The organism is uncultured Plantibacter sp., assembly GCF_963518075.1.
Classification (GTDB): Bacteria; Actinomycetota; Actinomycetes; order Actinomycetales; family Microbacteriaceae; genus Plantibacter; species Plantibacter flavus_A.
The window spans coordinates 34,666-61,130 of sequence record NZ_CAUQHZ010000005.1 but is presented as its reverse complement, the minus strand read 5'-3'; the positions used below and the strand labels follow the sequence as shown (position 1 = coordinate 61,130).

The following is a 26,465-nucleotide window of genomic DNA, read 5'->3' as shown; positions in this document are numbered from 1 at the left end:
AAAACGGCCAGATAGCAGCATACCTGGTTCCCGGACCGCCGCGCGCCACCCCCCCCGGTGTCGCGCTCCGAGCCCGGGCCGAGCCCGGCCGCCTCCGGCCGAGCAGGAACGCCCTGAGTCGAACACACCGGCACGGAGCACCACTCGCGTCAGCTCGCAGCAGGCGGCCGCCAGTCCACCCGTTGGTCACGCCGCAGCACGAGCGACCGCGGGAGGACTGCCGCGAGGATGCGTTCGAGCGGCTGACTCGCCGACCGCAGGGCCGTCTTCGCCTCAGCCAACGCTGCGTCGACCGAACCGGCGCTCGCCGCACCACCAGCGCTCGGCGCATAGCTCTCCCGCTCGACCGCCGCCACGAGCCGGTCGACGGCCGGCGACTCGATCCGGAACTGCCCGCGCAGCCTCGACGCGAATCCACGGGGTGACTCCGCCGACGTCACGGGGAAACCGAGGTCGCGGGCGGTGTCGAGGAACTCCGCCCAGGCCCAGCCCGCCGAGGTCCCGTCGCCCAGTGCACGCCGACGCCCGGCCGCACGCCGGAGACCCCGGGCGATCGACGGGGTGGCGAGCAGCACGAGCACGCCGAGCAGGATCGCGAGCGGGACGAGGGCGGCGGTGAACGCCCCGTCGGACCGGGTCGAGGTCGGTCCGCCGAGCGCGTCCGCGGTGGGGGTGGGGGTCGGCGCCGCGGTCGGAGCCGGACGGCTGTCGGGACTCACCGATCCGCTGCCGGGCGTCGCCGTGCTCGCGTCGCTGAACTGCGTCACGACCCCGCGGCTGGCCGTCGGCTCGAACGGCACCCAGCCCACGCCCTCGAAGTACAGCTCCGGCCAGGCGTGCAACTGGTCCGAGGTGACGATGTAGGTGTCGCGGTTCGCCGGGGTGTTGTCGATCGTCGTGCCCGGCAGGTACCCGATGGCGATGCGCGCGGGGATGCCGAGGACGCGCGACATCACGGCCATCGCGGACGAGAAGTGGATGCAATAGCCGGCCTTGCGCTCCAGGAACGTCGCGATGACCTCGGCGCCGCTGCCGTCGAAGCCCTCCTCGACGGGTGCCGACTCCGAGTACTCGAAGGTGCTGCGGAAGTAGCGCTGCAGGGCGATCGCGCGGTCGTAGTCGGTGGAGGCGGTCGCCGTCACGTCCGCAGCGGTGTCACGGATGATCTGCGGCAGGTCGTCGGGCAGCTCGAGATAGGGGGCGGCTGACGCCGGGTCGGCGACCGGCGGGACGTCGCGCATCTGCTGTGCGGTCGGCAGGATCGCGGTACTCGTCGCCGTGTAGGTCTGCCCGCGGGTGGATCCACGCTCCGCCATCGCCGTCAGCCCGGCGGCCTCGAACCGCCAATCACCGCGGAGCCCGTCGACCTGCTGCGTCGGATACGGCAACGGCAGCCACGGGCTCGACAGCGAGTCCACCGTGACCGTCGTCTCGAAGGTCTCCACCGGGATCGCCTCGCTGAGTCCGGCCGGCGCGGGGAAGGCGTCGAGCGTGTTGCCGTCGTTGTAGCCGGAGTTGTCCGGCCCCCAGACGGTGCCGGTGAACTCGTTGAGGTCGGTGACCTTGAGGTAGGGCGGTTCGTCGGCGGTGGTCGTGTACTCGAGCGCGGTGGTGTTCGCGGGGCGCCGCAGACTCTGGCCGAGTGAGATGAGCGGGTTGATGCCGTTCACGAACGGACCGCTCCCGCGGGCGCCAGCGGTCACGTCCCGGACGGCGAGGTCCGAGAGCACGGCCGGTGTGAGGAGCGCGACGACCACCGCGACGGCACTGACGAGGACGGCCGGGCCGAGGCCTCCGAAGCGGCCGACACCGGTCATCGCCGACGGTCCGGCGCCGCGTCCGTCGCCGGCAGCCCGGGCCGAGGCGAGCGCTCGCAGCACCTCGCGGCGCCGGACGTCCTCGCGGAGCAGCCAGAGGAAGGAGAGGGCGACGAGCGCGAACACCCACGGATCGAGCGGGAACGACACGGCGACCGTCGGCCCGGCGTACACGGCGAAGACGAGGACGGCCGCGAGCACCGGTGCGTGGCGGCCGAGCACGAGCCACGCGACCGCCAGCGCGACGAGGCTGCCGCCCGCGGCCATGACGAAGACCACGCCGGCGTCGGTGTCGAGTGGGGCCGAGCCGTCGTGGAAGGTCTGGAACCCGGCGTCACGCAATCGCTCGAAGGCGCCGAGCGTCGTCGGGGTCGGGACGATGCCGATGATCGCCGTCTCACTGGCGAAGAACAGCGTGATCGTCAGCAGCCATGCGATGCCGGCGCCGAGCCACACGAACACCGCCGGCAGTCTCGTGCGGCGGAGGAGGATCGCCGTGGCGAGGACGATCGCGATGACGAGGTTCGTGACGAACCACCAGTCGAGCGCGTCGAGCACCCGCCCGAATCCGAGGCCACCCGTCGCGAGGAGCAGGAAGGCGGCGAGTCCCAGACGCAGGTCGCCGACGTTCGCGGTGTCGCGCGGGTCCTCTCTGCGTCCGCCGGCGCCTCCCGACCAGGAGCCGCCACTGGTTCCGCCGAGGGACGGTCGCCGTGGGTTCGACGAGCCGACACCAGGACGGACCCCCGCCGGCACGCCTCCGCGAGACGACACTCGGCCACGGGCGGCGGCCGCCGCGCGGCGATCCTCAGCGACGGACATACGCACCTCCGGCACCCTGGCGCCCACCCCGACCACCACGACCGCCCCGGCCGGAAGACTGCGGCGCCAGCGTGGTGGTCACCGGACCGCTCGTGCCGGACCACAGGGCCTGGAACGATGCGCCGCGCTCGCCGACGTGGCAGCGCCACCCGGCCGATTCCAGGAGCTCGATGGACCGACGCCGACCGCCGGCCGGGAGCAGTGCGACGGGGAGTGGTGAGAGGTGCGCGACCGCGGTCAGTTCACCGAGGTCGCCCTCCTCCACGTCGCCGAGGATCGCGATGACCGGCTGCGACCGGCGTGCGGCGATGACGGGTGAGAGGTCGAGGAACCGATCGGGTCGGACCGACGGACGCAGGAGGGCCAGGTCGAGCAGCGCGGCATCGAGATCGTCCTCCTCGAGATGCTGCCCGCCGCGGGCGAGCGCGTCGCCCATGTCGCCGACGGGGCTGGACCGCAGGCCACCGGCCGCGGATCTCGCACTGATCTCCCGGGAGAGCTCCTCGGTTCCGGCGCCGACCAGGTTGACGCGGTAGTCGGCGTCGACGAGGTGGGCGGTGATCGAGGCCGCGAGCGACACGGCCTGCTCGAACGCCGGCAGGTACGACGGATCGTCGTCGGGCCAGGCCCAGTGGGCCGCGGCGGTGTCGAGGAGGACCGTCGCCTCGGGGTCGTTCTGCTGCTCCTCCTGCCGCACCATCAGCTCACCGTGGTGCGCGCTCGCCCGCCAGTGCAGTCGGCGGATCGCGTCTCCCGGCAGATAGGGGCGCGCGATGATGTCGTCCTCGCCAGCGCCGACGTGCAGCGACGACGGACGCGTGGAACCGTCGCGGCTGGCGGTGAGCGCGGGGATCTCGGGCAGGACCACGACCTCCGGTAGGACGACGACCGCATGCGTCCCGCCGACGTCGCGCCGACGGACGACGAGTCCGAACGGGTCGCTCACGGTGAGTCCGAGCGGGCCGAGCTCGTGCTCTCCGCGACGCAGTGCCGTCACGGTGTACTCGGCCGTTCGCCGGCGCGATCCGATGCCCGCGACGCCGGTACTCGGCAGGGTGCCCTCGGCGCTGCCGGCGAGTCCGGGCGGCACACGGTCCTTCCACTCCGTGTGGACGTGGGGGAGCGCGCTCGTCTCGGCGATCGTGACCTCGACGGCGATCCGCCCGCCGACCGCGACGAGGTCGGGCCGGGTGGTGCGGTCGACCCGGAGCGACGGCCGTTCGAGGTAGACCGCGCCGAAGCTGGCGGCGACGAGCGCGACGAGCAGTCCGGCGGCGGCGAGCAGCTCCGGAGAGCCGATCCCGCGCGCGAAGATGAGGCACACGCCGGCCGCGACGAGCACGCCGACCGCGCGTCTCGTCAACGGCACGCGACGCTTCATGGGCTCAGAACCTCCGGTGCCGGATCACGGCGATCCGGCGGTCGCGGTGCGGGGCCATCGGTTCAGGACCTCAGCTCGGTGCGACCGGAGTGCGGCACGGGTGTCCGCTCCAGCAGCTCGGCGAGCACTTCGGAGACCGCCTGGACGCCCGAGCGGTCGTGGGCGCTCACCGCGCGGCGGGTGGGGATGAGCCGGTGGGCGAGGACCGGTGCCAGCAGCTGGTCGATGTCGTCGGGGAGGACGAACTCGCGGCCGTCGAGCGCTGCGAGGACCTTGGCCGCACGGACGAGTTGCAGGGTGGCACGCGGGCTCGCGCCGAGGCGGAGTTCGGGGTGCACACGGGTCGCCTGCACGAGCGAGACGCAGTACTGCTCGACGATCGGCGACACGAAGACGCCGCGGGCCCAGGCTATGAGGCGCTCGACGTCGCCGCGTGACGCGACCGGACCGATGGTGTCGAGCGGGTTGACCGTGTCGCGCTGGCGGAGCATCGCGAGCTCCGCGGACGCGTCCGGGTATCCCATCGAGATGCGCGCCATGAAGCGGTCGCGCTGGGCCTCCGGCAGAGCGTAGGTGCCCTCCATCTCGAGCGGGTTCTGTGTGGCGACGACCGTGAACGGCGACGGCAGGGCGTGCGTCTCGCCGTCGACCGTCACCTGACGCTCTTCCATCGACTCGAGCAACGCCGACTGGGTCTTCGGCGAGGAGCGGTTGATCTCGTCGGCGATGACGATGTTCGCGAACACCGCGCCGGGCTTGAACTCGAACTCGCGGTCGACCTGGTTGAAGATCGAGACGCCGGTGACGTCCGACGGGAGCAGGTCGGGCGTGAACTGGATGCGGCGGACGGTGCTGCCGACGGACGCGGCGAGGGCCTTCGCGAGGACGGTCTTGCCGACGCCGGGGACGTCCTCGATGAGCAGGTGGCCCTCGGCGAGCATCACGATGAGCGCCATCCGCGCGGCGAACGGCTTGCCGTCGAGGACGCGCTCGACGTTGTCGAGGATGCGCTCGGCCAGCACCTGGAACTCCTCGGCGTTCAATGCCGGCTTCAGTTCGGCGACGGTGTCCCGTGGGGCGCGGCTGGTGTTGCTCTGCTCGGTCATGGTCGGCTCCTGCGGTCGTGGTCGAGCATGCGCTTGAACAGCAGCGCGACGATGGTGGCGAGGCCGATCGTGATGAGGGTCGGGGCGAGTGCTCCGAGGAACTGCATCCAGAGGTAGTTGTCGGTCGGGCCGCTGTCGCCGACGAAGCCGCGGTACAGCAGGGTGAACGACTGCCACAGCCCCACGCCGCCGCCCAGGGTGAGGACGACACCGACGATCCAGAGGCCTCGCTCCCAGACGACGGCGCGGACCCGGTGGGCGTCGGCGGCGTCGAGGTACTCCTCGTATCGCTGCTGGTCGAGCTGGGTCTGCTGCGCGTCGGGACCCGCCACCCCAGGCTGATCGGCGACCGCCGCGGTGTCGCCGGCCCGGGCTTCGAACGGGTGGATGCGACGATCGGTCTGCGAGGGCATGCCGCGGGACGGCCGGGCGCGCGGGCCGTCGTCGAACCGGTCGTCGGTCGGCGGGCGGACGGGGCGACCGTCGGTGGGCGGCTGGATGAGCTGCGGGGCGATCTCCTCGAGCGAGGCGAGGCGGCTGCGGCGGCCGGTGTCGGAGGCGTTCGGGCGCGTGCGCTCGTCGGTGTGTCCGCGCTGGAACGCGGGGTCGTAGCGTTGGTCCATCGTCGGCCTCCGTCGCGCTGCGTTCATCGTCCGGGCCGGAACCCGTTGCCCGATCCTAGGACTGATAACGAACAGGTAACACCCCTGGACGTGTCGCCCACAGGAACTCCATATGTGCGCCAGGTCGCGCACACACGGTGCCGCTGCGGGTCAGGGAACTCTTCGGAGCCGACGTGCCCAACGGTTGTGCGGCCCTTCGACAAGCGCAGGGAGCGGTGTTCGTTGCCCGTCCCGTTCTGGTCCCTGAGCTTGTCGAAGGGTGGGGTGTTCTGCGGAGACGACGACAGGCCCGGGAACGGGGGTCCGTTCACCGAGCCTGTCGAGGCGCAGGGGCCTACAGCGCCGCGAGCGCCTCGCGGATCGGCATCTCGCCGCCGATGACCTCGAACTGCGTGCGGGACGCCGCGCCCGACTCGACGAGCGCGAACAGCACGGCGGCGACGTCGGCACGCGGGATCGAGCCGCGGTCGGTGGTCGTCGCGGCGGTGATCGTTCCGGTCGGGGCGTCGTCCGTCAGGCCACCGGGGCGCACGATCGTCCAGTCGAGGTCGCGCCCGCGGAGGTCGGCGTCGGCCTCGGACTTCGCCCGCAGGTAGACCTGGAACACCTCGTCCGAGTCGGGGTCGAAGTCGTCGGCACCCATCGACGAGACCATCACATAGCGCGGGACCTTGGCGAGCTCGGCGGCCTCGGCGAGGAGGATGGCGCCGTCGCGGTCGAGGGTGAGCTTGCGGTCGGCGCCGCTGTTCGGGCCGGCTCCCGCCGCAAACACGACGACGTCGGCTCCGGCGAGTTCGTCGGCCAGTTCTGCCGCCGAGGAGTGCTCGAGGTCGAGGACGATGGCTCGTGAGCCGATGCCCTGGAGCTCGCCGACCTGCTCGGGGTTGCGGATGATGCCGGCGGGGGAGTGTCCTGCTTCGGCGAGCAGTCGCTGCAGGTGCAGGGCGATCTGTCCGTGTCCTCCGGCGATGACGACGTCGGTCATGTGAGTCCTCTCGTTCGATGCGGTCCCGGTCGGTGCGCCGCCCGTTCGTGGGGACGGCGGTCGATCGGTGGTCTGGGGCCAGTGGTCCCAGATCCGCCAGTCAACGCCTCAACCGTGGCGTACGCAACCCGGTCGCGGCTCGGGTACACTAGGTGACGGCTCCCCGCGTGGCGCCATCCAGGCCAACTCCCCCAGGGCGGAAACGCAGCAAGGGTAACCGGGCTCTGGCGGGTGCGCGGGGAGTCTTTTCGTGCCCGCGCCGCCCTGCTCCCGCTCTCCGCCCGCCCGCGCCGCAGCAGGACATCCGCCCGGCAGCAGGACACCGGGACCTGCTTCCTCCTGCTCTCGCGCCGATCTCCTGTGCTCGCCCTGCGACCACGACATTGTGCGCTTACCCAGCCCCCGCAGAGCCCGCCCCCGTAGGCTGGAAACCGTGGCGCGAAGCATCTACATCATCTCTGCCGAAGGACACTCCGGGAAGTCGACGGTGGCCCTCGGGGTCCTCGACACCCTGAGCCATCAGATCGAGCGGATCGGGGTGTTCCGCCCCATCGCTCGGTCCACCACGAAACCCGACTACGTGCTGCAGCTGCTGCTCGAGCACGACGGCGTCGACCTCGCCTACGAGGACTGCATCGGCGTCAGCTACGACGACGTGCACACCGATCCCGAGGCGGCGCTCTCGCGCATCGTCCAGCGGTACAAGCACATCGAGGCGCAGTGCGACGCGGTCGTGATCCTCGGATCCGACTACACCGACGTCGGCAGCCCGACGGAGCTCGGCTACAACGCCCGGATCGCCACCAACCTCGGCGCACCCGTCCTCCTCGTGCTCGGCGGTCGCGCCGGTCAGGGTGCGGGGGAGCAGCTCGGCCAGTCCGTCGCCCGTACGCCCGACGACATGCGCAACATCGCCGAACTCGCCCTGGGTGAACTCGCCGACGCGCACGCGCAGCTGCTCGCGGTCGTCGCGAACCGTGCCGATCCCGACAAGCTCCTCGAGATCACCGCCGCGATCAGCGACGCCATCCACCCGAACGGTTCCGCGAACGGTTCCGTCGTCGCGCCGGCCGGCCACGCCGCCGGAGCCGCTATGGTCCCCGTCTGGGCCATCCCCGAAGACACCTTCCTCATCGCCCCGACGATGGACAGCATCCTCGAGGCTGTCGACGGCACCCTGGTGAAGGGCAGCGAGGAGCTGCTCACGCGCGAGGCGCTCGGCGTCGTCGTGGCGGGCATGTCCATGGTGAACGTGCTCCCACGCATCACCGAGGGATCCGTCATCGTCATCCCGGCCGACCGCACCGAGGTGCTGCTCGCCGCGCTCATGGCCAATGCCTCCGGCACGTTCCCGTCGATCGCGGGCATCGTGCTCAACGGTGGGTTCCCGCTGCCCGAGGTGGTGGAGGAACTCATCTCCGGTCTCGGCGAGATCCCGCCGATCGTCAGCACCGACCTCGGCACCTACGACACCGCGGTCCGCGTCATGAACACCCGTGGTCGTCTGGCCGCCGACTCGCAGCGCAAGTACGACACCGCACTCGCACTGTTCGAGCAGAACGTCGATGCACCGCTCCTGCTCGAGCTGCTCAACGTGGCGCGCGCCGACGTCGTCACGCCCCTCATGTTCGAATACGGGCTGCTGGAGCGTGCGCGGTCGAACCGCAAGCACATCGTGCTGCCGGAGGGCGACGACGACCGCATCCTCCGCGCGGCAGGCACCCTGCTGGCTCGCGAGGTCGCCGACCTCACCATCCTCGGTGAGGAGATCGAGGTGCGGTCGCGGGCCATCGAGCTCGGCATCGACCTCAGCAAGGCGACCATCGTCAGCCCATTCGACGCGGTGCTGCGCCTCAAGTTCGCCGAGGAGTACGCCAGGTTGCGGGCCCACAAGGGTGTCACGATCGACATGGCGAGCGACGCCGTCACCGACGTGTCCTACTTCGGCACGATGATGGTGCACCTCGGGCTCGCCGACGGCATGGTCTCGGGCGCCGCGCACACGACGGCGCACACCATCCGGCCGTCGTTCGAGATCATCAAGACGAAGCCCGGCGTCTCCGTGGTGTCGAGCGTGTTCCTCATGGCGCTCGCCGACCGCGTGCTCGTCTACGGCGACTGCGCGGTGAACCCCGACCCGACCGACGCCCAGCTCGCCGACATCGCGATCTCCTCGGCCGAGACGGCTGAGCAGTTCGGGATCGAGCAGCGCATCGCGATGCTGTCGTACTCCACCGGTGACTCCGGTGCGGGTGCCGACGTCGAGAAGGTCCGCTCAGCGACCCGGCAGGTGCGCGAGCGTCGGCCCGACCTCCTCGTCGAGGGGCCGATCCAGTACGACGCCGCTGCCGACGCCGCGGTGGCCGCGACGAAGATGCCCGACTCGCAGGTCGCCGGCCGTGCGACGGTGTTCATCTTCCCCGACCTCAACACCGGCAACAACACGTACAAGGCGGTGCAGCGCTCCGCGGGTGCCGTCGCGATCGGCCCGGTGCTGCAGGGGCTCAACAAGCCGATCAACGACCTGTCGCGCGGCGCGCTCGTGCAGGACATCGTCAACACCGTCGCGATCACCGCCATCCAGGCGCAGGAACAGGAATAGGTCCAGACACACATGCCCACCGTCCTCGTGGTGAACTCCGGTTCCTCGTCGTTCAAGTACCAGCTCATCGATGTCGAGACGGAGCGGACGCTCGCCAGCGGACTCGTCGAACGCATCGGCGACGCGACGGGCGCCGCCGAGCACCGGTCGTACCTGCCGGACGCCGCCGGCGCGACGACCCCGCCCATCGAGGAGCGCTGGGTCATCGAGCGCGAGATCCCCGACCACACGGCCGGGTTCCGGGTCATGCTCGACGCGTTCGCCGAGCACGGGCCGTCACTCGACGAGCACGCGCCGATCGCGGTCGGCCACCGGGTGGTGCACGGCGGGAAGCGCTTCTTCGAGCCGACCGTGGTGACGGACCTCGTGAAGATCAACATCGAGGACATCTCCGAGCTGGCGCCGCTGCACAACCCGGCGAACCTGCAGGGCATCAACGCGGCGCAGGTCGCGTTCCCCGACGTCCCGCACGTGGCGGTGTTCGACACGGCGTTCCACCAGACCATCCCGGCTGCGGCGTACACCTACGCGATCGACGCGGAGCTCGCAGCGAAGCACCGCGTGCGTCGGTACGGCTTCCACGGCACCTCGCACAAGTTCGTGTCGGAGGCGGCTGCGGCGTTCCTCGATCGTCCGCTCGGTGAGCTGAAGCAGATCGTCTTCCACCTCGGCAACGGGGCGTCGGCGTGCGCGATCGACGGCGGCCGGTCGGTCGACACGTCCATGGGCATGACACCGCTCGAAGGACTCGTCATGGGGACGCGTTCCGGCGACCTCGACCCCGCGGTGCTGTTCCACCTGCATCGCAAGGCGGGGCTCGGGTTCGACGAGCTCGACACGCTGCTCAACCGCCGCAGTGGTCTGCTGGGGCTGTCGGGTACCGGGGACATGCGCGACGTCACCGAGTCCGCGTCGAAGGGCGACGAAGCGGCGCAGCTCGCGCTCGACGTGACCGTCCACCGCTTGCGGCACTACCTCGGGGCGTACCTCGCGGTCCTCGGCGGTCTCGACGTGGTGGTGTTCACCGCCGGTGTCGGCGAGAACGCGCCGCTGATCCGCGCGGGTGCGGTGCAGGGGCTCGAGGGGCTCGGCATCATCCTCGATGAGGACCGCAACGCCGAGCGTGCGCGTGGCATCCGGGTGATCTCGACGGACGACTCCCCGGTGACCGTCCTCGTCGTCCCCACCAACGAGGAGCTCGAGATCGCCCGCCAGACGGTCGCCGCACTGGCGTAGCCGCGAGTCGCCGACCCTCCGGTCCCCGAGCTTGTCGAAGGGCGGGGTTCCGTGTGTGCACTTCGACAGGCTCAGTGACCGAAATGTGGCCGCGGAGCACCTCTCCCGGTCCCGGAGCGCTTCTTCCGGACCCTGCGCTTATCGAAGGGCCCACGGGCGACCCTCGCTCCCCGTGTCCTCTCTGCGGAGGACAAAAGAATCAGTGGTTCCCCCTATTAACTTTCCCTGGGAATTCGCTTAGTCTCAGGGAACCATCAGGTACGTCGCGCCTGTCGGACCCCTAGACGAAAGTACTCAACTCCGTGAATTTGAAGACGTCACGCCGCACTGCGGCTCTCGCCACCGGCCTCGCAGTTGTCGCCGGATCCACCCTCCTCATCGCCGGACCCGCTTCGGCAGCGGAGATCCAGGTCACTCAGGTCGCGGCTGACGACGCGACCTACGCCGGCTGGCACGAAGGTGTCGCCACGCCCGGTGCTCCGGCCGTCCTGACCGAAGCCGGTCTCACCATGACCGGTGACTCGCAGATCATCAACGGCTTCAACGAAGGGGACGGCATCGCCGTCGCTGCCGGCGGGTTCGCGGCGCTCGCCGAGAGTGCCGGCTACGCATCCACCGGCGACGACCTGTACTTCCAGATCCCCGTCTACGCCGACGGGGCCGCGGACACCTTCACCGTTCTGCAGCCCGAACTCCCGGGCGCTGCGAACCTCAGCGGGAACTGGGTCGTGACCCAGGACGTCCCGGGGATCGCCTCCGATGCCGTGTACACGGCCGCTGAACTTGACGCCGCTCTCGGTGACTTCAACCTGCTCGCATTCGGCGTCTTCGCCGAGGCTGGAACGGTCGACACGCTGCAGTCGGTGTCGTTCGTCGGCGACACCTACAACTTCGCTGCCGTCGCTCCGGTCTTCAACCCGCTGGTGGTCGTCGACCCCGACACGATCTACTTCTCCGACGTCCGCCCCGGCGGCGCCGGCTTCAGCGTGACCGTCACGGGCTTCACCCCGGGCGACACCCTGTCGTTCGCCGTGACCGACCCGAACGGTGAGATCTTCGGTTCCGCCGACGGCGCCAACACGGTCATCGCTGACGAGACCGGTGGCTTCGCGGCTTCGGGCCTCACCCTGCAGGGCGAGGGTATCCAGGTCGGTACCTACACGTTCACCGTGACCGACACCGCCGGCAACGCTCGCGCTGACTCCATCGCCGTCATCGCCGACCCGGTCGCCGCTGGCGCCCCGGCCGTTCCGACGCTGGCTGACACCGGTTCGGACTCGGGTGTCCTCGTCGGTGGCGCTGCCGCGCTGCTGCTCCTCGGTGCTGCCGGCATGCTGTTCGCAGCTGCTCGTCGTAAGGGCGCGCAGGTCACGGCCTAGCCTCACCCTTCGAAGCCCTGTCCTCGGCTCCGGTCGAGGGCGGGGCTTCGTGCCGTCGCTGAGGCGAGGAAATAAGTGGTTCCCCTAATTACCTTTCCCTGTGAGTTCCCTTAGTCTCAGAGAACCAACAGGTGCATCGTGCCTGCCGGACCCCTAGATGAAAGTTCTCGCCTCAGTGAAATTGAAGACGTCACGCCGCATCGCGGCTCTCGCCACCGGCCTCGCAGTTGTCGCCGGATCCACGCTTCTCTTCGCGGGCCCTGCGTCCGCATTCGACTACCAGGTCACCCCGGATCAGCTGCAGGGCAGCATCGACCCCGCGACCGCAACCGGCTGGTACGAGGCCCTCCCGGCCGATCAGGTGGGCGCGCCCGCTGAGATCACCGACGCTGGGCTCGTGCTGACCGGCGACTCGCAGATCATGTACGCGTACGATGCCCCGAAGGCCGCCACCATCCCGTTCCAGACGCTCTTGACCTCCGCGGGCTTCGTCTCGTCGGTCAAGTCCGCGTACTTCCAGGTGCAGGTCCGTGTCGTGCCAGGAGATGTGGACTCGACCACCACCCTGAGCGCTTCGCTCGCGGGTCCTGCGAACATCCCCGGACCACCGTGGCAGGCGAGCACCGACGACCTTCCTGGCCTGGCAGCGAACACGCCAGCGTCGATCGAAGAGGTCAGTGCCGCGCTCGGTAACGACTACGAGATCCTCGGTTTCGGTGTGAAGGTTGTCGCGGGCAGCGACGACGTGGTTCAGTCGATCACCTACCTCAACGACACCTACACCTTCGCTGCTCCGGCACCCGCGGTCCCGACCGTGCTCGTCGACCCTGACACGATCTTCTTCTCCGACGTGCGCCCGGGCGGCGCTGGCTTCAGCGTGAACGCCTTCGGCTTCACGCCTGGCGACACGCTGTCGATCGCGGTCACCGACCCCAATGGCGAGATCTTCGGCTCTGCCGACGGTGCCAACACGATCATCGCCGATGAGAACGGTGGCTTCGCAGCTTCGGGCCTGACCCTCGAGGGCGAAGGGATCCAGGTCGGTACGTACATCTTCTCGGTGACCGACACCGCTGGACGGGTTGCTGCTGACTCCATCGCCGTCATCGCCGACCCGGTCGCCGCTGGCGCTCCGGTCGTCCCGACGCTGGCTGACACCGGCTCGGACTCGGGTGTCCTCGTCGGTGGCGCTGCCGCGCTGCTGCTCCTCGGTGCTGCAGGCATGCTGGTCGCAGCTGCTCGTCGCAAGGGCGCGCAGGTCACGGCCTAGTCTCACCTTCGAAGCCCCGTCCACGACTCCGGTCGAGGGCGGGGCTTCGTGCTGCCGCCGGGGCGCTGACACGTCGACAGACACAGCGACCGTTCCCGTTCCCTGAGCTTGTCGAAGGGCAGACGGGAGAGTTCTTGGTTCGAGCCCAGCGGGGGAGGAAGGCGGAGCGGCAGCTCCATTGCTGCACTCCGCCCGGTCGCACGTGCCGGGACCGCTTGGCCCAGGCCATGCGCGCCGGCCATTTGCGCGTTCGGGTAACGAAAATGACCGGAAACAGTGCTTCGGAGCGTCCGGCGGCGTGGATTGGTTTGACGTCGAGATAATCGTCCGGTCGTGCTGAGCGCGTCACGCAGCGCGCAGCCTCGGCTTGCCACCGCGTCGCGGGATGCGATGCGGGTCGATGTGCGCGGGCGGGATGAACCAGGGCACGTGGTCGCGCACGATGACCTCCCATCCGTCGTTGTGGATGCGATGGTGATGGAAACTGCAAAGCAGGATGCCGTTGGACAGGTCGGTCGGTCCGCCTCGTGACCACCAGACGAGGTGATGAGCCTCGGTATACGACGGTGGATGGGTACAGCCGGTCCAGGCGCAGCCGCCATCGCGCTCGGCGAGGGCCATCTTCTGCCCCTTGGTGAACAACCGTGTGCCGACTCCGAGGTCGAGTACCTGGGACGGCCCGCCGAGCACCATGGGGATGATCCGTCCGTCGGCCGCCATGCACCGTGCGGTCCCGGCGGAGATCGGTTCGGAGACGCCATCGATGTAGGCCCTGCCGTCGGACCACTGGCCGTCGTCGGCCAGATCGGGTTCGTCCATGCGGATGATGAGGGAGACGGGTGCCAGTTCCATGACCGCCGACTCGCAACCCGCGGCGTGACGGAAGACCCCGACGAGGGCTTCCACGCGGCGTTCGTCCATCGTGCGGGTGTCGGGCATCTCTGCCGGCGGGACGTAGGCGTCGTCGAGCGGATCCGCGGAGGGCAGCTCACCGCTGGTCGCTGCCGCCGCGGCCGTTTCATCGGAGGGATCGACGAACCGGACCTGCCGCAGCTGCTTGCCGACGACGGCGTCCATCGTGGCGCGGACCCATCCCGCCGCCTCGGGCGCGAGGAAGGCGCGGAGCTCGGTCATGCCGTCGGGGAGTTCGCGGAGGGTGCAGCGCTGTTGCCTCCGGAGCGCGATCTCGCGCGGCACGGGGCCGTCTTGGTCGAGGCTGGTGCGGACGAGCTTGGCGAGGCTGTTGACCTCGGCGAGCGGTGCACCGTCGCAGTGCTCGATGCCGGCGCTGACGGCACGGTGGACGCGTTCGTCGTCGACACCGGAGCCCACCAGTCGCAGCTCGCGCAGCAGGATGCCCGCGCCCTCGACACTGAGTGCGGACCGGACGAAGCGGGATGGGGCGGCCGTCTCGTCGTGGTCGACCGTGCACGTCGGGTTGTCGCCTTCGGACAGCGGCAGGCAGTGGGTGTCGGCAGCGCGCCGGGGTTCGATGGCGGCGGCGATCTCGGGGCGGTCGCACTCGATGACGTCGCCGGTGAGGGCGCGCTTGGGGGTGATCGCCTGGGCGACCGAGGTGATCGTGGCGGCGCGTCCGCGAGGGATGCGCCAACGTTCCGAGAGCATGACGGCCGGTGTCGCGTACCCGTGGCTGCGGGCCAACGGGTCGTGGCCGACGATGCCGCCGCGGGAGCGCTCCGACACCGAACCCATGACGCGAGCGGCCAGGACTTCGACCACGTGCTGCACGGCACCCAGCTGGTCGAGGACGCGGACCACGCCTGCGTCGTTCATGCCGGCGAGTTGCTCGATGGCGTCGTCGCCCGGTCGGATCGGGTCGAGCGCGCCCGACCAGGTACGGAGGAGCTCGGACACCGTCTCGCGCAGCGTGCCCAAGGGGTCGGCGGAGACCGGACCGAGGGGATCGCGTGGGCTGCTGGACATGGGACCATCCAAACATGAGCCACTGACATTCGAACGCCGACCGATTCCACCGCTGATCTGGGATATTTAGCCAACGTCTGTTGCGTTCAGATGCCTCGCCGGGCTCTGCGAGCGGCGAGGGAGTTCTCGCGTGGCCCGCGTACACTCGCCATATGCGCCCCCTCGCCGACCGTGAGCGTGACCTCCTGGTCGCCCTGATCGCCCGCGGAACGGAGCCGGGTGCCGACCGGGCCGTCGCCGCCTCCGATCGAGAACGGTGGGCGGGACAGCTCCCGGGCGTCATGGTGCACGGGACGTGCGGCTGCGGCACGTGTCCCTCGATCGACCTGACTCCCGACAGCGGCGATCGGCCGACCCCGACGCGTCAGACGGTCCTCGAGGCGAGCACGTCGAATGCGTTCCTCCTCCTCTTCATCGAGGACGACCGGCCGACCTATCTGGAACTCGCCCCGTTCTGCGATGAACCGATCACCGAATTCCCGCCGGTGGAGGACGTCCAGTTCTGAGGTCGCGCGTCGGTGGGCTCGCACCTCTCGACGGGGGTCGCCACCCTTCGACAGGCTCAGGGACCGTAGGGGGCTCAGGGACCGGGAAAGGTGCTCGGGGACCGGGTGGGGTGCTCGGGGACAGGGAGCGGTGCGAAAGACCGAAGCCTTCGCATCCGTCACGATCCGGTTCGGTCCCTGAGCCTGTCGAAGGGCACCACCGCCCGAATCAGTCCCGCGTGCCGAACAGGCCTTCGCCGTGCTTCGTCAGCACCTCGTACGCGTCGGCGTAGTTGTCCGGCAGCGGGGCGCCGGGCTCGTACTTCGCGAGGAGGATCCCGATCAGTCCGAGTGCCGGCGGCGTGAGCGGTCGCTTGCGGTCCTTGTCCTTGTCGGTACGGGCGTTCGCCTCGGGGTTCGGCGGCACGTAAGCGGGCGTCACCGTCGGCCACAGCACGGGTTGCCTCGGTGAGGTGAGGTTCACGGCGTTGAAGATGCTCGTGGCGGTGCGGTCGCGTTCGGTCAGCGGGTCGAGTCCGTGCAGCTCGGCGAGGGTCTTCATGAGTGAGCCGTGATGCATCTCCTCGTTGATGACGCTGCCGGCCTTCGTGTACGCGGAGATGACGATGGTCGGCACCCGCAGTCCGAGGCGGTCGAAGGTGAAGCCCATCTCGCCCGCCTCCGGCTTGCCGGACGGTGGGGTCGCCTCAGGTGGCGCAACGTGGTCGTAGATGCCGCCGTGTTCGTCGAAGGTGACGAGCATGACCGTGTTCATCGCGTTCGAGCCGGTGGTCGACGCACCGTGCTTGATCGCCGTGTAGACCTCGCCGAGGAGCTGCTCGCCGGCGCGCATGTCGGAGTAGGCGGAGTCGAGCTCAGGGTCGAGGTCGTCCCGGCTCGGGTTGTCGGGACGGACGACCGGCGGGTGCATGTCGTTGTGGTCGAACACCATGCGTGGTTCGACGAAGGCGTAGTCGGGCAGGTCACCGTTGGCTGCGTCCTCGTGGAACTGCTCCATGCTGCGGAAGTTGCTCTTCCAGTACTGCTCGATCGACGGTGCGCTCAGGAGACCGGTGAGGGAGACGACCTGTTGGGCGTCGTAGTAGACGCGCCAGGTCTTGCCGGCCTCCTCGAGCCGGTTGAACACGGTGGGGACGGCCGGTGCGCTCAGCCACTTGCCGATGCCGTCGCCCTCGATGTTGGTGACGTAGCCGTGGGAGGTACTCGCGTGGAAGAAGGAGCGGTTGCAGAAGGTCTGGGAGGGGACCGCCGCGTACCAGTGGTCGTAGACGCCGAAGTTCTTGGCGAGCGTGGACAGCACCGGCAGCATCTCGGAGGAGAAGCCGCCCATGACGGTGGAGTATTCCTCGGGCGTCGGCTTGCGTCCGCGGGCGAGCGTCGAGTTGACGATGTAGTCCTTGACGAAGCCGTCGTTCTTGGGGGAGGAGGTGTCGGCGGGGAGGTTCCACGGCGGCTGGAGCGGGTTGCGGAGGTCGCCGTTGCTCTCGGGGTCGATGGTGCCGAAGAGCTGCGTGTTGACGTGCGGGTAGAACTCGCCGGGGTCAGGGTCGGGTTGCGCCATGATCTGGTCGGTGGGACCCGTGTAGACGTGGGCGGGGACGGCCTCGCCGGACTCGCCGCGGTTGCTGTAGTCGCCCTGGGCGAGGCCGTCGAAGGTCTGGCCGGCCGGTTCGCCTCCGGCGGGGTACAGCCATCCGAGCATGTGGTCGAACGAGCGGTTCTCGAACATCACGACGACGACGTGGTCGAACCCCGGTTCGCTGCGCTTGGGGAGCGGCGTGAACCCGTAGTCCTCCTGCGGGTTGGTCGCGGTGGCGGCCGCGATGCCACCGGCGACGGCACCGCCCGCCGCTAACCCGGCGACGCCGAAGCCCGCGGCGCGGAAGAAGTCGCGGCGGGAGGTGGGGCGTTTGGGGTTGGTGGCGGCGTCGCCGGTCGGGCTCTGCTGACCCTCATGCTCACTCATCGACGTCTCCTGTTCCGACCTCAGCCCGACGCCCGAACGGGGGCGGCGCTCACGTGTTAAGACAGCGTAGGCGTGCGTACGCCCCGGAACAGCGAGCGATGAGGGTTTCCGCGACCCCCTCGCCGGTTGTCATGCTCGCTTGTACTCGTGCACGCGAGCGCCGAAGAACGACGACATCACGCCGAGGCCATTCACAAGCCGGTTGTACGATCGGGCATGGAGACCGCGGACGCGCACCAGATCGACCAGACTCAATGCGAGTCCGCTGGCAGCCAGGTAACCACCCTGCGCGAAGGTCATGGCGGCTCCACGTTTCGTCACGCCGATCCTCGCTAGGACGACCCCGTTCCGGAACGCGCGACGTGACACCCACCGGAGCGTCATGCGATCGAACGGTACCGGCTCGAAGACCTCCGCCGGTCGACAGAACTCGATGGTGATGCCTTCGCGGAGCAGATCGGCGAAGAGACGGGCGTCGCTCCCTCCGGTCGACGAGAAGGAACGGTCGAACCGCGGCGAACCTGCCCGTTCCCAGTCGCTCCGCTTCAGCAGGGTGTTGTTGGTGGCCGCCGCTGTGAGAACCTCTCGATCCTCGTGGAACGGCCGCTGCATGAACTCGCCGCGGGTGACCCAGCGCGGAGTTCCGGCCGGGAAGATCGAGATGACGGGTCCCGTGAGTACTCCTGCGGAAGAGCGTTCCGCGGCACCGGCGAGCTCGGGGTACCAGCCGGGACCGACGTACTCGTCGTCGTCAACGAAGATGATCGCGTCGTAGTTTCCGTCCGCCTCTTCGAAGACCTCCAACGACCGGTTCCGGGCTTCCGCAATTCCGGGCTGAGACTCGAGCACGTAGCGGACGGCTGGAAACTCCTGCACGGTCGCCTCTGCTGACCCTGCGGGATCATTGTCGACGACCAGGACATCCATGGTGTGCTGAGACTTGTTGGACGGATCCACGAGCGAGTCGAGGAGGATGCGGAGGTCATCCGGTCGACGGAAGCTGGCGATGGCGACGAGGGCGTGCATGGGGCCGTCCTAGGGTGTCGTGGGATGGGTCGAGCTGGAGGACCGTCCGGGGCCGGACCAGAGATCCAATGGGAAAGCGTCGATCAACGGCTGCGCGTCCCAAGCCAGCGGGTCAGGTGCCTGCGCGAGTGCTTCACGCAGATCGTGCGTCACCGGGAACGAATCCCGTCCGGTGCCGCCGTAATAGTCCTCGTACTTGAACATCGACTCGGCGGCGGGGGCGATCAGTGTGGCCGGGATGCCCAGGCTCTCGGCCACGACGAGGCCATGGAGGGATGACCCGACCACGCGCTCGCTCTGGGCGATGCGCTCAAGGATGCCGACCAGGTCTCCGGTCGGATCGATCGTCGCCGGATGAGACGCCCACACCGGGTGATCGTGCAGGTTCGGCACGATCGTCAGCGCGTGCGCCTTCTTCATGGAAAGCGCCGGGAGGTGGTCGAAGACGCGCGGTACCAGCAAACCCGGGTCGCCGAACACCCGCTCGGGTTCGAGGCCGCGAGCTTCGAGGAAGTCGAACGTTCTCGGCCCGCGGACCGCGCGGATGTCGAGCCTGCCGAAGGTGTGCTTCGATTCCGGCATCTTCCCGTTGACGCCACTACCCCAGACGGTGTCACCATCGTGTGCGAAATGCAGGATCGACCCGACGGCGACGAGGCGTTTGCCGTCCTGCGGGAGTGCACGCAGCGTCGACTGATCCCCGACGGCTTGCTCGAGCAGCCGCCGGACGATCACGGGGCCGAGCAGGTCGCCGAAGTTGTTGCGACGCCGTCCGATGGGCAGCCGCGCTCCGATCCGTCCCGAGAATCGCGGCACGAACGGGTTCCAGTGTTCGACAGCGACGCCGTAGATGTTCTCCGTCACCATGCGCGGACCTCTCGGTACAGCTTCGCGTGCGATCGGGCGATCAGCGACCACTCGCGGGACGACATGTCGATGCTGCCTATGAAGCCGTCGTCGGGGAGCTCCGCGACGGCTGCCGCGAGGGCGCCGCTCGTGAGTTCGCCGTCGAAGAGCTTCACGACATCGCTGCCGAATTCGGTCTGCAGGTCGCGGGTGATCGGATTCGCAGGGATGAGGACTGGGGTGTCGAGCGACAGCGCGAGCAGCACGGCGCCGCTGTTGTGCATGTTCTTGTACGGGAGGACGACGAGCCTGGCGCGAGCGATCGCTGCCGCCAGCTCGGCATCCGGCACATACCGGAAGTCCGGTTCGATCCTGGGATCGGCGGCGATGAGCTGTTGAAGCGTCGTGGAGACGCCTGACGGATCGGGCTTACCGAGGATCCGCAGACGGAAGTGGCTGAGCGCATCGGCGCGGGAGAACGCTGCGGCCAGGCTGTCGACGCCCTTGTACGACCGGACGAGCCCGAAGTAGAGGAGCTCAGGCGCGTCCGTTTTTGTGAGCGCCGGCACGCGATACCAATCGCGGTAGTGACCATGCGGGATCACCTGTCCTCGTGAACCCTCCGGCAGCGGTGTGTGCGCGTTCATGGTGATCCACGCGTCAGTCGCCCGATCGAAGGCGCTCAAGATGAGTCGCTCACCGGGCCACCCGGATTCGTGAGGAGCGAGGTTGTGTGCCGTGCGCACGATCCGCGTCCGCCTGATTCGCAGCCTCAGGAGGAGCAACAGACTGAGCATCAGTGAGGTCGCACGACGAATGCGGCTGGGCCCACGGGTCACCGCCTCCGGCCAGTGGATGTGGAACACGTCATAGCGGGCGGTGAGCGCCCGGGGCCAGGAGAAGAATTCGACGGAGACCGTCGGGTCCGCTCGCAGGGCGTTGACCAACATCGTGACGAAGGGGTTGATCTTCGTCGCCGATTCGCGGACCGACAGGAGCACCGTCGTGACGTCTTGGGGCGAGCCGGACGGTGCCGGGCGCCCCTTCCTGCTATCGGGCAAGTCGGTACGAGTCCTTCATCGTGACGCGGCTGTCGACGCGGGGTGCACTGCCGATCAGGCCGAAGAGGGTCGCGGCCAGTACCGCGATGAGGAGGTAGAGCACGAGGCCCTGAGGGAACAGAAAGATCCGCCACATCTCGGCGAGTCCGTAGGCGACGACCGCCCCGGCCACGATGACGAGGGAACGGAATCGCGACGCATACCCGGCGAGCATGCTGGCGAGGAACACGGTCGCCAGAACATAGGCGAGTCCCCACCAGCCGTAGTCGGCGTAGGTGTCCGCGAAGGCGGAGTTCGTCGTGAGGTTCGGCGCGACCTGGACGAAGCTGTCGAACGAACCGTAGGAGCCGAATCGTTCCGGCCGCAGGAACGTCGGTACGACGATGGCCGCCGCCGACACCACGTCCACAGGTTTGGTGAATCCCCCGTTGGCGATGCCGTCCGCGACACCGAGAGACGCCTGGAACGGTGCTCCGAGGTACGCGGCCACCTGATAGAAGTTCATCGACACCGGATCCGTGATCCCCAGGTTCTCGTAGAAGCCGGCGTTGCGGTAGTAGTTGAATGCGACGAGGGCACCGAAGACCGCTGCACCGGCGATCGCCAGCGGTACCGTCTTGACCTTGATGTCGCCTCTCAGCGTGATCACGATGAAGATCAGCACGACGACGGCCATGATGAATGACAAGCGGCTCGAGAATAGAGCGCTCATGACGAGCAGGAGTACGTTCCAGATGGCCAGGCTGGCGCGTCCGTGCCGGAACCGCCACACGTAGAGCGCGACTGGAGCCGAGATAGCCGCGGTGTAGCGCAGCGTCGCGATTCCCGCGGACCCACCGATGGACTCCTTCAGCTGGTTTCCCTGCGTCGCGGAGAGCGCGTCGAAGATGTTCGTCTGCTGCTGGACCAGGTACACGGAGTAGAGCACGCCGATCGTCGCGAACACCGTCAGCACGATCGAGAATCGTCGATCGAATCGCTCAGTGCTCGACGCCTCCACGATGCGCTCGCTCGGACCGGCCATGATGCCGAGACGGAATCCGGTCCAGACGAGGAACGCTGCGACCAGGTAGAAGCAGACGAGCAGGGTCCATCCCTCGAAGGAACCTTCCGCCCGCTGATCGAACCCGCGGAGCTGGTTCGACGTCCCGGGCACCGACCAGACGAGCGCGCTGACGATGACCGGGGCGAGAAGATAGAAGAGCGGGTTCGTGAGCAGCCGCTTGATCACGCCGGCCTCCTTCCCCACGCTGTCGGACACGGCTCCCGGCAACGCTACTGCACGCGTGTCGGTTGAGCGGTGGGCGGTCGGAATCTTCGATGCTGTCGTGGTCATGAGGCCCCGCCCGTTGCGAACCCGATGAGCCGGCGCGCCTTCTCCGACCACCCTGCCGCGGCTGCTGCCGCGCTTCCCGGTAGATTCGGGCTGGCTGACGCCGTGGCCACATGTATGGCGTCGGCCGCGCTGCGCGAACGACCGTAGGAGACCACGCCCGTGTCCGGATCGTCGGTCAGTACATCGGTCTCCCGGGTCACCACGGCCAGGCCCGATGCGAGGTATTCGTACAGCTTCATGGGACTCCGTCCGCGGTTCACCGGGGCATCCGACAGCGGGAGGAGTCCGATGCGCGCGCGCCGCAGTATCAGTGGGATGTCGTCGTAGCTGACAGGCCCGCGGAGCAGGACGTTTGCGGGCAAGGGCTCAGGTGCAGCCTGGCCTGGTCCGAAGATGTCGAAGGTCCACTCCGGCAGGCGGAGTGCCATTTCCCGCACCGCGTTCCAATCGAAACGGTCGTCAAGGGCCCCGATGTACACGGCGCGGTCCTCACGCACATCGTCCTCGGTGAGGATGAAGCGCTCGAGCTCGACCCCGTTCGGCAGGACGAGCGACGGCGTTGACGCCGGGACCCCCAGCGCTGTGAGCACCGCGCCTGACGTCGCCACCACACGATCGGCTGCCGCGATCGCTGCTCGCTGGAATCTGGCCTTGACACCATGCTCGTACAGGTCGGTGGGACGGTAGACGACAGTGGTCGCAAGTCGGCGTAGCTCGTTGGACCAGAGCGTGGGCTGGTCCACGAACACGAGGTCGATGCTGGACGTTCCGAACGCTCTGGTGAAGATCGGCGCGAACGAGAGCGGCGCGATGCCGGCGGGTAGGAGGGTGCGCGGCACGAGGTGCATGACGCTGTCGGCGTCCGACACGATTCCACGGCGAGAGGCCTCCTCTCGCGTTGCCTCTCCCCGCCTGAGGACGCGATGGACGAGCGACACCGGGGTGGACAGGTGCAGCACGCGGTGGCCGAAGCGAGCCAGCTCTCGAGCGAGGTGGTGGCTACCGACCCGGAACGTGCCGGAAGTGTCGGTGTGGCTGACGAACGCGATGGTCAGGGTCTCGGCCATCACTGATCCCTCAGCGTGCGTGACACGATCTCCGCCGTGCGGTCCCAGCTGTAGGTCGCCGCGAGCGACGTGGCGCGCGGCTGCTCAGAGAGCACCGTATCCATCGCCTTCCTCCACGCGATATCGTCGTGCGCATCACCGACCGGGAGCCCTTGGCCGCTCGAGATTTCGGCGATCGACTCGCAGCCCTCCCAGAAGATCACCGGAGTCCCACACGCGATGCTCTCGACGGCAGGCAGCCCGAATCCCTCGACCAGCGACGGGAAGACTGTGGCGACCGCGCCCCGGTAGAGGTCGGCGAGCTCCGGGTCGGTCAGTCCGCTCCGCACCTCCACGCGGTCGGCCACGCCGAGTTCCGCTGCACGACGCTCGGCGCCCTCACGGTCGTTCATGACGACGACGAGCTTCGCTTCGGGAACACGAGCCAAGGCACGGAACACCACGTCGACGTTCTTGTGCGCCCGCAGGTTGCCGACGTAGAGGAAGTAGGGGGCGGAGTCTTCGGTGGTCGGAGCCTCACCCGGATGGAACGCCTCCGACAGCCCGTTGCCGGCGTTGACCACTCGGACGCGATCGTCGTCGACCCACTCCTCGATCGCGCGCTTCGACGTCTCCGACACGGTCAGCACCAGTCGGTTCCTGCGGATGATCGGGCGCAGGACAGCCGAATAGTGCGCGACGTACACCGAACGACGGTTCGTCGTCGGGTGCAGATGGATCAGGTCGTGGACGGTCACGACCTGTGGCGAGCGCGCGAGGAAGCCGTTGTAGCCGGGGGAGTAGATCGTCTCGCCGCCGGGTGTCCGGCGCACGCGGAGGAAGTCCTGCGGATCGGACGGCTTGCCGCCGACCTCGAGCGCCGACCACTCGACGCTCAGCCGCGGGAGCACTTCGGACGCGTAACGACCGATGCCGTGGACGCCGCTCCACCTGGTGTCGGCAAGGATCATGAGGCGAGGGTCCGATCGGTTCCGTCTGTGCGGGCGGAGTGACCGACCCAGTCCGTGAGCTTGGTGGCGAAGGCAGCGGAGCCGAACAGCGCGTTGACGCGTTCCTGAGCCGGTGCCATGTCGACGAGGAGGGCGCGCTCGACCGCTTCGCGCAGCGTCGCGTCGTCGAGCGCGTCGACGACGACACCGCCGTCGATGGCGAGCACGCTCTCGGACGCGCCACCTTCGGAGAGCACGAGCGCGGGCGTACCGAGTGCCATCGCCTCGACGGGCATGATGCCGAAGTCTTCGACTGCCGCGAACACGAGGAGCGACGCCGCCTGGTAGAGCGCGAAGAGCAGCTCGTCGCTCGGTCTCGTCATGATGATGACCGGCACCGTCGCGGCATCCGCCAGGGCTTGTAGCTCGGGGTGCTGCGGACCAGCGCCCGCGAGCACGACCGGCAGGCCGGCGAGTTCGCCGGCGCGGATGGCGACGTCGAGCCGTTTGTAGTCGACGAAACGGGATGCACCGAGGACGTACTCGGACGGCAGCGTCGAGAACAGGTACGCGTCTTCGGCGCTCAGGCGGTCCGCCCAGGACGGCACGCTCTGGAGGTACTCGACACGGACCGGCGGGTGGATGACCTCCGCCTCGACGCCCCACGAGCGCTCCATCCGCTGGCGGATGTAGTCGCTGTTGGCGGCGAAGGTCGCCCCGTCCTGCGCGCGCTTGCGGTCGACTCGACGGAGTGCGGGGGCGAGTGCGCGAGCTGCGAGGTTGCCGCCGCGGACGTCCAGCTCGGGGGCCCAGAGGTATCTGGCAGGCGTGTGGACGTAGACGAACCGCTGCGGGCCGTCCACTTCCTGCCGTCCGCCGGCGTGATGCGCGAACGCGTGCGAGCTGATGAGGACGAAGTCGGCGGCGGAGACGTCGGTCCGGGCCCAGGTGGTCGGCATGAAGGGCAGCGCGGCCGCCTTGCTGCGACGAAGTGGTGTCCGCGCAATCCAGGACTCACTCACGGTGTGGCCAGGGAAGCGGTCGGGCGCGTTGCTCCACAGGCAGTGGATGTCGGCGTCGGGATAGGCGGCGGCCATCGCATCGACGACGTTCTCGGAGCCACCGTGACGTTCGATCCACTCGTGGATGATGAGCCCCGGCATCAGTGGGCTTCCTTGCCCGGAGCCACGACGGCCCGGATGGTGCGCCAGAGGATGATGACGTCGCCTGTCAACGACCAGTTCTCGACGTAGTACAGATCGAGGCGGATCGCGTCCTCCCAGCTGAGCGCGGACCGACCGCTGACCTGCCAGAGGCCCGTCATGCCGGGCTGCACGATGAGGCGACGCTTCGCCGCGGAGTCGTAGAGCGCGACCTCGCCCTCGCGCTGCGGACGCGGGCCGACGAGGCTCATGTCGCCGCGGAAGACGTTGATGAGCTGAGGGAACTCGTCGAGCGAGAACTTCCGCAGGGTGGCGCCGACGCGGGTCAGGCGTGGATCGTTCTGCACCTTGAACAGCGGGCGATCGCTCGTGCCCTGTTGGGCGAGCAACGCGGCGAGCTCGGCGTCCGCGTTCACCCGCATTGATCGGAACTTGAGCATGTTGAAGGGCTCGCCGTTCAGGCCGATGCGTTCCTGGCGGTACAGGACCGGTCCGGGGCTGGTGAACTTCACCAGGAGGGCGACCACCAGCAGGATGGGCGAGGCGACGAGCAGGATGAGGCCGGAGCCGAGGACGTCGAAGGCTCGCTTGGAGAAGCGCTTGCGCCCCTCGTATCGAGGAGTCTCCACGTGGATGAGTGGAAGGCCGGCCACCGGGCGGGTGTGAATGCGCGGGCCGCCGACGTCGGTGAGGCTCGGCGCGACGATGAGATGCTGGCGCCCCGGTTCGAGACTCCAGCTCAATTCGCGGACACGCACCGGCGTCAACTCGTCCGAGCTGGTGATGATGACCGTATCGGCCCGTGTCGCCGCGAGCGCCTCGAGGACGGTGTCCACTGTTCCGGACACGGGGATGCCCGTGTCGCCGAGCGTTCCGCCGATCTTGCCCGTCGGAACGCAGGCACCGACCACTCGATAACCGGCGTCCGTGTTGCGGGTGAGTTCTTTGGCGATGTGCTCGGCCGAATCGGCCGATCCCACGAGCAGTACCAGCGACGCGTAGCGACCGTGGGCGCGCTGCACGGACAGCCACTGGCGCCACATCCACCGTGACAGCAGCAGGACGAGGATCCCCAAGGGGAAGGCCAGCAGGAAGTATCCGCGCGCGAGATCGAGCTTCACGAGGAAGGCGATGATCGCGATGATGCCGAACAGGCGGATACTCGCGTCGGCGATGAGCCGGTACTCCGCGTTCCCACTTCCGACCACTCGGTACTCCCGGGTGCCGAAGATGCGAAGCGTCACGAGCCAGGCGACGATGAGGGTGATCGAGATGACGGTGTAGTTCACGACGACGCGTGTCATGTCGAAACCGACCGAGGTCGTCTCCTGGTCGAAATCGAACCAGAACAATTGGGTTCCGAAGACGATCCAGATGAGGACGATCGCGTCGGTGACCGC

At 68.7% G+C, this 26,465-nt stretch carries 20 protein-coding genes and 1 other RNA gene; 6 read left to right on the top strand and 15 right to left on the bottom strand.

All coding sequences use genetic code 11. The annotated features are described in order from the left end of the window. Nucleotides 1–149: 149 nt before the first annotated feature. The 5 genes from RWN05_RS08140 to RWN05_RS08120 all read right to left on the bottom strand — a co-directional run bounded on the left by RWN05_RS08140 (nucleotide 150) and on the right by RWN05_RS08120 (nucleotide 6,734). The gene (locus RWN05_RS08140; protein WP_314139217.1) at nucleotides 150–2,639 is read right to left on the bottom strand and encodes a DUF3488 and transglutaminase-like domain-containing protein; all 2,490 of its coding nucleotides are present in this window, start codon (nucleotides 2,637–2,639) and stop codon (nucleotides 150–152) included. Beyond that, nucleotides 2,626–4,020, bottom strand: coding sequence for a DUF58 domain-containing protein (locus RWN05_RS08135; RefSeq protein ID WP_314139216.1), 1,395 nt, complete (start codon nucleotides 4,018–4,020; stop codon nucleotides 2,626–2,628). The genes RWN05_RS08140 and RWN05_RS08135 overlap by 14 nt, the downstream gene beginning before the upstream one ends. Nucleotides 4,021–4,082: 62 nt before the next feature. Then, a complete protein-coding gene (locus RWN05_RS08130; RefSeq protein WP_064294961.1) occupies nucleotides 4,083–5,126 on the bottom strand; it encodes a MoxR family ATPase in 1,044 nt (347 codons plus the stop codon). Then, entirely contained in the window at nucleotides 5,123–5,749 is a 627-nt protein-coding gene (locus tag RWN05_RS08125) for a hypothetical protein (protein WP_079003178.1), read from the bottom strand. Before RWN05_RS08125 ends, RWN05_RS08130 begins: the two co-directional genes overlap by 4 nt. 334 nt (nucleotides 5,750–6,083) lie before the next feature. After that, nucleotides 6,084–6,734, bottom strand: a complete 651-nt coding sequence (locus RWN05_RS08120; protein ID WP_079003177.1) for an SDR family oxidoreductase — start codon at nucleotides 6,732–6,734, stop codon at nucleotides 6,084–6,086. Nucleotides 6,735–6,888: 154 nt separating this feature from the next. Here RWN05_RS08120 and ffs point away from each other — a divergent pair. From ffs to RWN05_RS08095, 5 genes are all read left to right on the top strand, one after another. Then, nucleotides 6,889–6,985: signal recognition particle sRNA small type (ffs, locus tag RWN05_RS08115), an RNA gene on the top strand. Between the two features lie 182 nt (nucleotides 6,986–7,167). Beyond that, a complete protein-coding gene (gene pta, locus RWN05_RS08110) occupies nucleotides 7,168–9,336 on the top strand; it encodes a phosphate acetyltransferase (RefSeq protein WP_064296374.1) in 2,169 nt (722 codons plus the stop codon). A 12-nt stretch (nucleotides 9,337–9,348) separates the two neighbouring features. Next, nucleotides 9,349–10,572 (top strand): acetate/propionate family kinase, encoded by a 1,224-nt coding sequence (locus tag RWN05_RS08105; RefSeq protein ID WP_079706815.1) that lies wholly within the window; start codon nucleotides 9,349–9,351, stop codon nucleotides 10,570–10,572. 302 nt (nucleotides 10,573–10,874) lie between these two features. After that, nucleotides 10,875–11,951 carry a hypothetical protein gene (locus RWN05_RS08100; protein WP_314139214.1) on the top strand — a complete coding sequence of 359 codons (1,077 nt, stop codon included), beginning with the start codon at nucleotides 10,875–10,877 and terminating at the stop codon, nucleotides 11,949–11,951. Between the two features lie 175 nt (nucleotides 11,952–12,126). After that, entirely contained in the window at nucleotides 12,127–13,221 is a 1,095-nt protein-coding gene (locus RWN05_RS08095; RefSeq protein WP_314139213.1) for a hypothetical protein, read from the top strand. A 345-nt stretch (nucleotides 13,222–13,566) separates the two neighbouring features. Here the strand turns inward: RWN05_RS08095 and RWN05_RS08090 are convergent, their stop codons facing one another. Next, nucleotides 13,567–15,165, bottom strand: a complete 1,599-nt coding sequence (locus tag RWN05_RS08090) for a DUF222 domain-containing protein (protein ID WP_314139212.1) — start codon at nucleotides 15,163–15,165, stop codon at nucleotides 13,567–13,569. Between the two features lie 152 nt (nucleotides 15,166–15,317). Between RWN05_RS08090 and RWN05_RS08085 the strand changes: the two genes are divergently transcribed. Further along, nucleotides 15,318–15,671: a hypothetical protein gene (locus tag RWN05_RS08085; RefSeq protein WP_079003172.1), complete on the top strand. Its 354-nt coding sequence runs from the start codon at nucleotides 15,318–15,320 to the stop codon at nucleotides 15,669–15,671. A gap of 208 nt (nucleotides 15,672–15,879) precedes the next feature. Here the strand turns inward: RWN05_RS08085 and RWN05_RS08080 are convergent, their stop codons facing one another. From RWN05_RS08080 to RWN05_RS08040, 9 genes are all read right to left on the bottom strand, one after another. After that, nucleotides 15,880–17,637 carry an alkaline phosphatase family protein gene (locus tag RWN05_RS08080; protein ID WP_314139211.1) on the bottom strand — a complete coding sequence of 586 codons (1,758 nt, stop codon included), beginning with the start codon at nucleotides 17,635–17,637 and terminating at the stop codon, nucleotides 15,880–15,882. A 129-nt stretch (nucleotides 17,638–17,766) separates the two neighbouring features. After that, nucleotides 17,767–18,663, bottom strand: coding sequence for a glycosyltransferase (locus RWN05_RS08075; RefSeq protein ID WP_314139210.1), 897 nt, complete (start codon nucleotides 18,661–18,663; stop codon nucleotides 17,767–17,769). A gap of 9 nt (nucleotides 18,664–18,672) precedes the next feature. Then, nucleotides 18,673–19,530 carry a polysaccharide pyruvyl transferase family protein gene (locus RWN05_RS08070; RefSeq protein ID WP_314139209.1) on the bottom strand — a complete coding sequence of 286 codons (858 nt, stop codon included), beginning with the start codon at nucleotides 19,528–19,530 and terminating at the stop codon, nucleotides 18,673–18,675. Next, on the bottom strand, nucleotides 19,524–20,570 hold the full coding sequence (locus RWN05_RS08065) for a glycosyltransferase (protein WP_314139208.1): 1,047 nt from the start codon (nucleotides 20,568–20,570) through the stop codon (nucleotides 19,524–19,526). Before RWN05_RS08065 ends, RWN05_RS08070 begins: the two co-directional genes overlap by 7 nt. Further along, a complete protein-coding gene (locus tag RWN05_RS08060) occupies nucleotides 20,560–21,831 on the bottom strand; it encodes an O-antigen polymerase (protein ID WP_314139206.1) in 1,272 nt (423 codons plus the stop codon). Before RWN05_RS08060 ends, RWN05_RS08065 begins: the two co-directional genes overlap by 11 nt. Before the next feature lie 71 nt (nucleotides 21,832–21,902). Next, a complete protein-coding gene (locus RWN05_RS08055) occupies nucleotides 21,903–22,655 on the bottom strand; it encodes a glycosyltransferase (protein WP_399542889.1) in 753 nt (250 codons plus the stop codon). 317 nt (nucleotides 22,656–22,972) lie between these two features. Continuing rightward, nucleotides 22,973–23,923 (bottom strand): glycosyltransferase family 1 protein, encoded by a 951-nt coding sequence (locus RWN05_RS08050; RefSeq protein ID WP_314139204.1) that lies wholly within the window; start codon nucleotides 23,921–23,923, stop codon nucleotides 22,973–22,975. Then, complete coding sequence (locus RWN05_RS08045; RefSeq protein WP_314139203.1) at nucleotides 23,920–25,065, bottom strand: glycosyltransferase; 1,146 nt, start codon at nucleotides 25,063–25,065, stop codon at nucleotides 23,920–23,922. Before RWN05_RS08045 ends, RWN05_RS08050 begins: the two co-directional genes overlap by 4 nt. Then, nucleotides 25,065–26,417, bottom strand: coding sequence for a sugar transferase (locus tag RWN05_RS08040; protein ID WP_314139202.1), 1,353 nt, complete (start codon nucleotides 26,415–26,417; stop codon nucleotides 25,065–25,067). Before RWN05_RS08040 ends, RWN05_RS08045 begins: the two co-directional genes overlap by 1 nt. Nucleotides 26,418–26,465: the final 48 nt, after the last annotated feature.

What these genes read in the sequence shown, in the direction of transcription:
- RWN05_RS08085 (WP_079003172.1), top strand. Translation starts at nt 15,318, where the DNA reads ATGCGCCCCCTCGCCGACCGTGAGCGTGACCTCCTGGTCGCCCTGATC.
- RWN05_RS08105 (WP_079706815.1), top strand. Translation starts at nt 9,349, where the DNA reads ATGCCCACCGTCCTCGTGGTGAACTCCGGTTCCTCGTCGTTCAAGTAC.
- RWN05_RS08080 (WP_314139211.1), bottom strand. Translation starts at nt 17,637, where the DNA reads ATGAGTGAGCATGAGGGTCAGCAGAGCCCGACCGGCGACGCCGCCACC.
- RWN05_RS08050 (WP_314139204.1), bottom strand. Translation starts at nt 23,923, where the DNA reads ATGATCCTTGCCGACACCAGGTGGAGCGGCGTCCACGGCATCGGTCGT.
- RWN05_RS08125 (WP_079003178.1), bottom strand. Translation starts at nt 5,749, where the DNA reads ATGGACCAACGCTACGACCCCGCGTTCCAGCGCGGACACACCGACGAG.
- RWN05_RS08130 (WP_064294961.1), bottom strand. Translation starts at nt 5,126, where the DNA reads ATGACCGAGCAGAGCAACACCAGCCGCGCCCCACGGGACACCGTCGCC.
- RWN05_RS08045 (WP_314139203.1), bottom strand. Translation starts at nt 25,065, where the DNA reads ATGCCGGGGCTCATCATCCACGAGTGGATCGAACGTCACGGTGGCTCC.
- RWN05_RS08140 (WP_314139217.1), bottom strand. Translation starts at nt 2,639, where the DNA reads ATGTCCGTCGCTGAGGATCGCCGCGCGGCGGCCGCCGCCCGTGGCCGA.
- RWN05_RS08135 (WP_314139216.1), bottom strand. Translation starts at nt 4,020, where the DNA reads ATGAAGCGTCGCGTGCCGTTGACGAGACGCGCGGTCGGCGTGCTCGTC.
- RWN05_RS08070 (WP_314139209.1), bottom strand. Translation starts at nt 19,530, where the DNA reads ATGGTGACGGAGAACATCTACGGCGTCGCTGTCGAACACTGGAACCCG.
- RWN05_RS08075 (WP_314139210.1), bottom strand. Translation starts at nt 18,663, where the DNA reads ATGCACGCCCTCGTCGCCATCGCCAGCTTCCGTCGACCGGATGACCTC.
- RWN05_RS08120 (WP_079003177.1), bottom strand. Translation starts at nt 6,734, where the DNA reads ATGACCGACGTCGTCATCGCCGGAGGACACGGACAGATCGCCCTGCAC.
- RWN05_RS08090 (WP_314139212.1), bottom strand. Translation starts at nt 15,165, where the DNA reads ATGTCCAGCAGCCCACGCGATCCCCTCGGTCCGGTCTCCGCCGACCCC.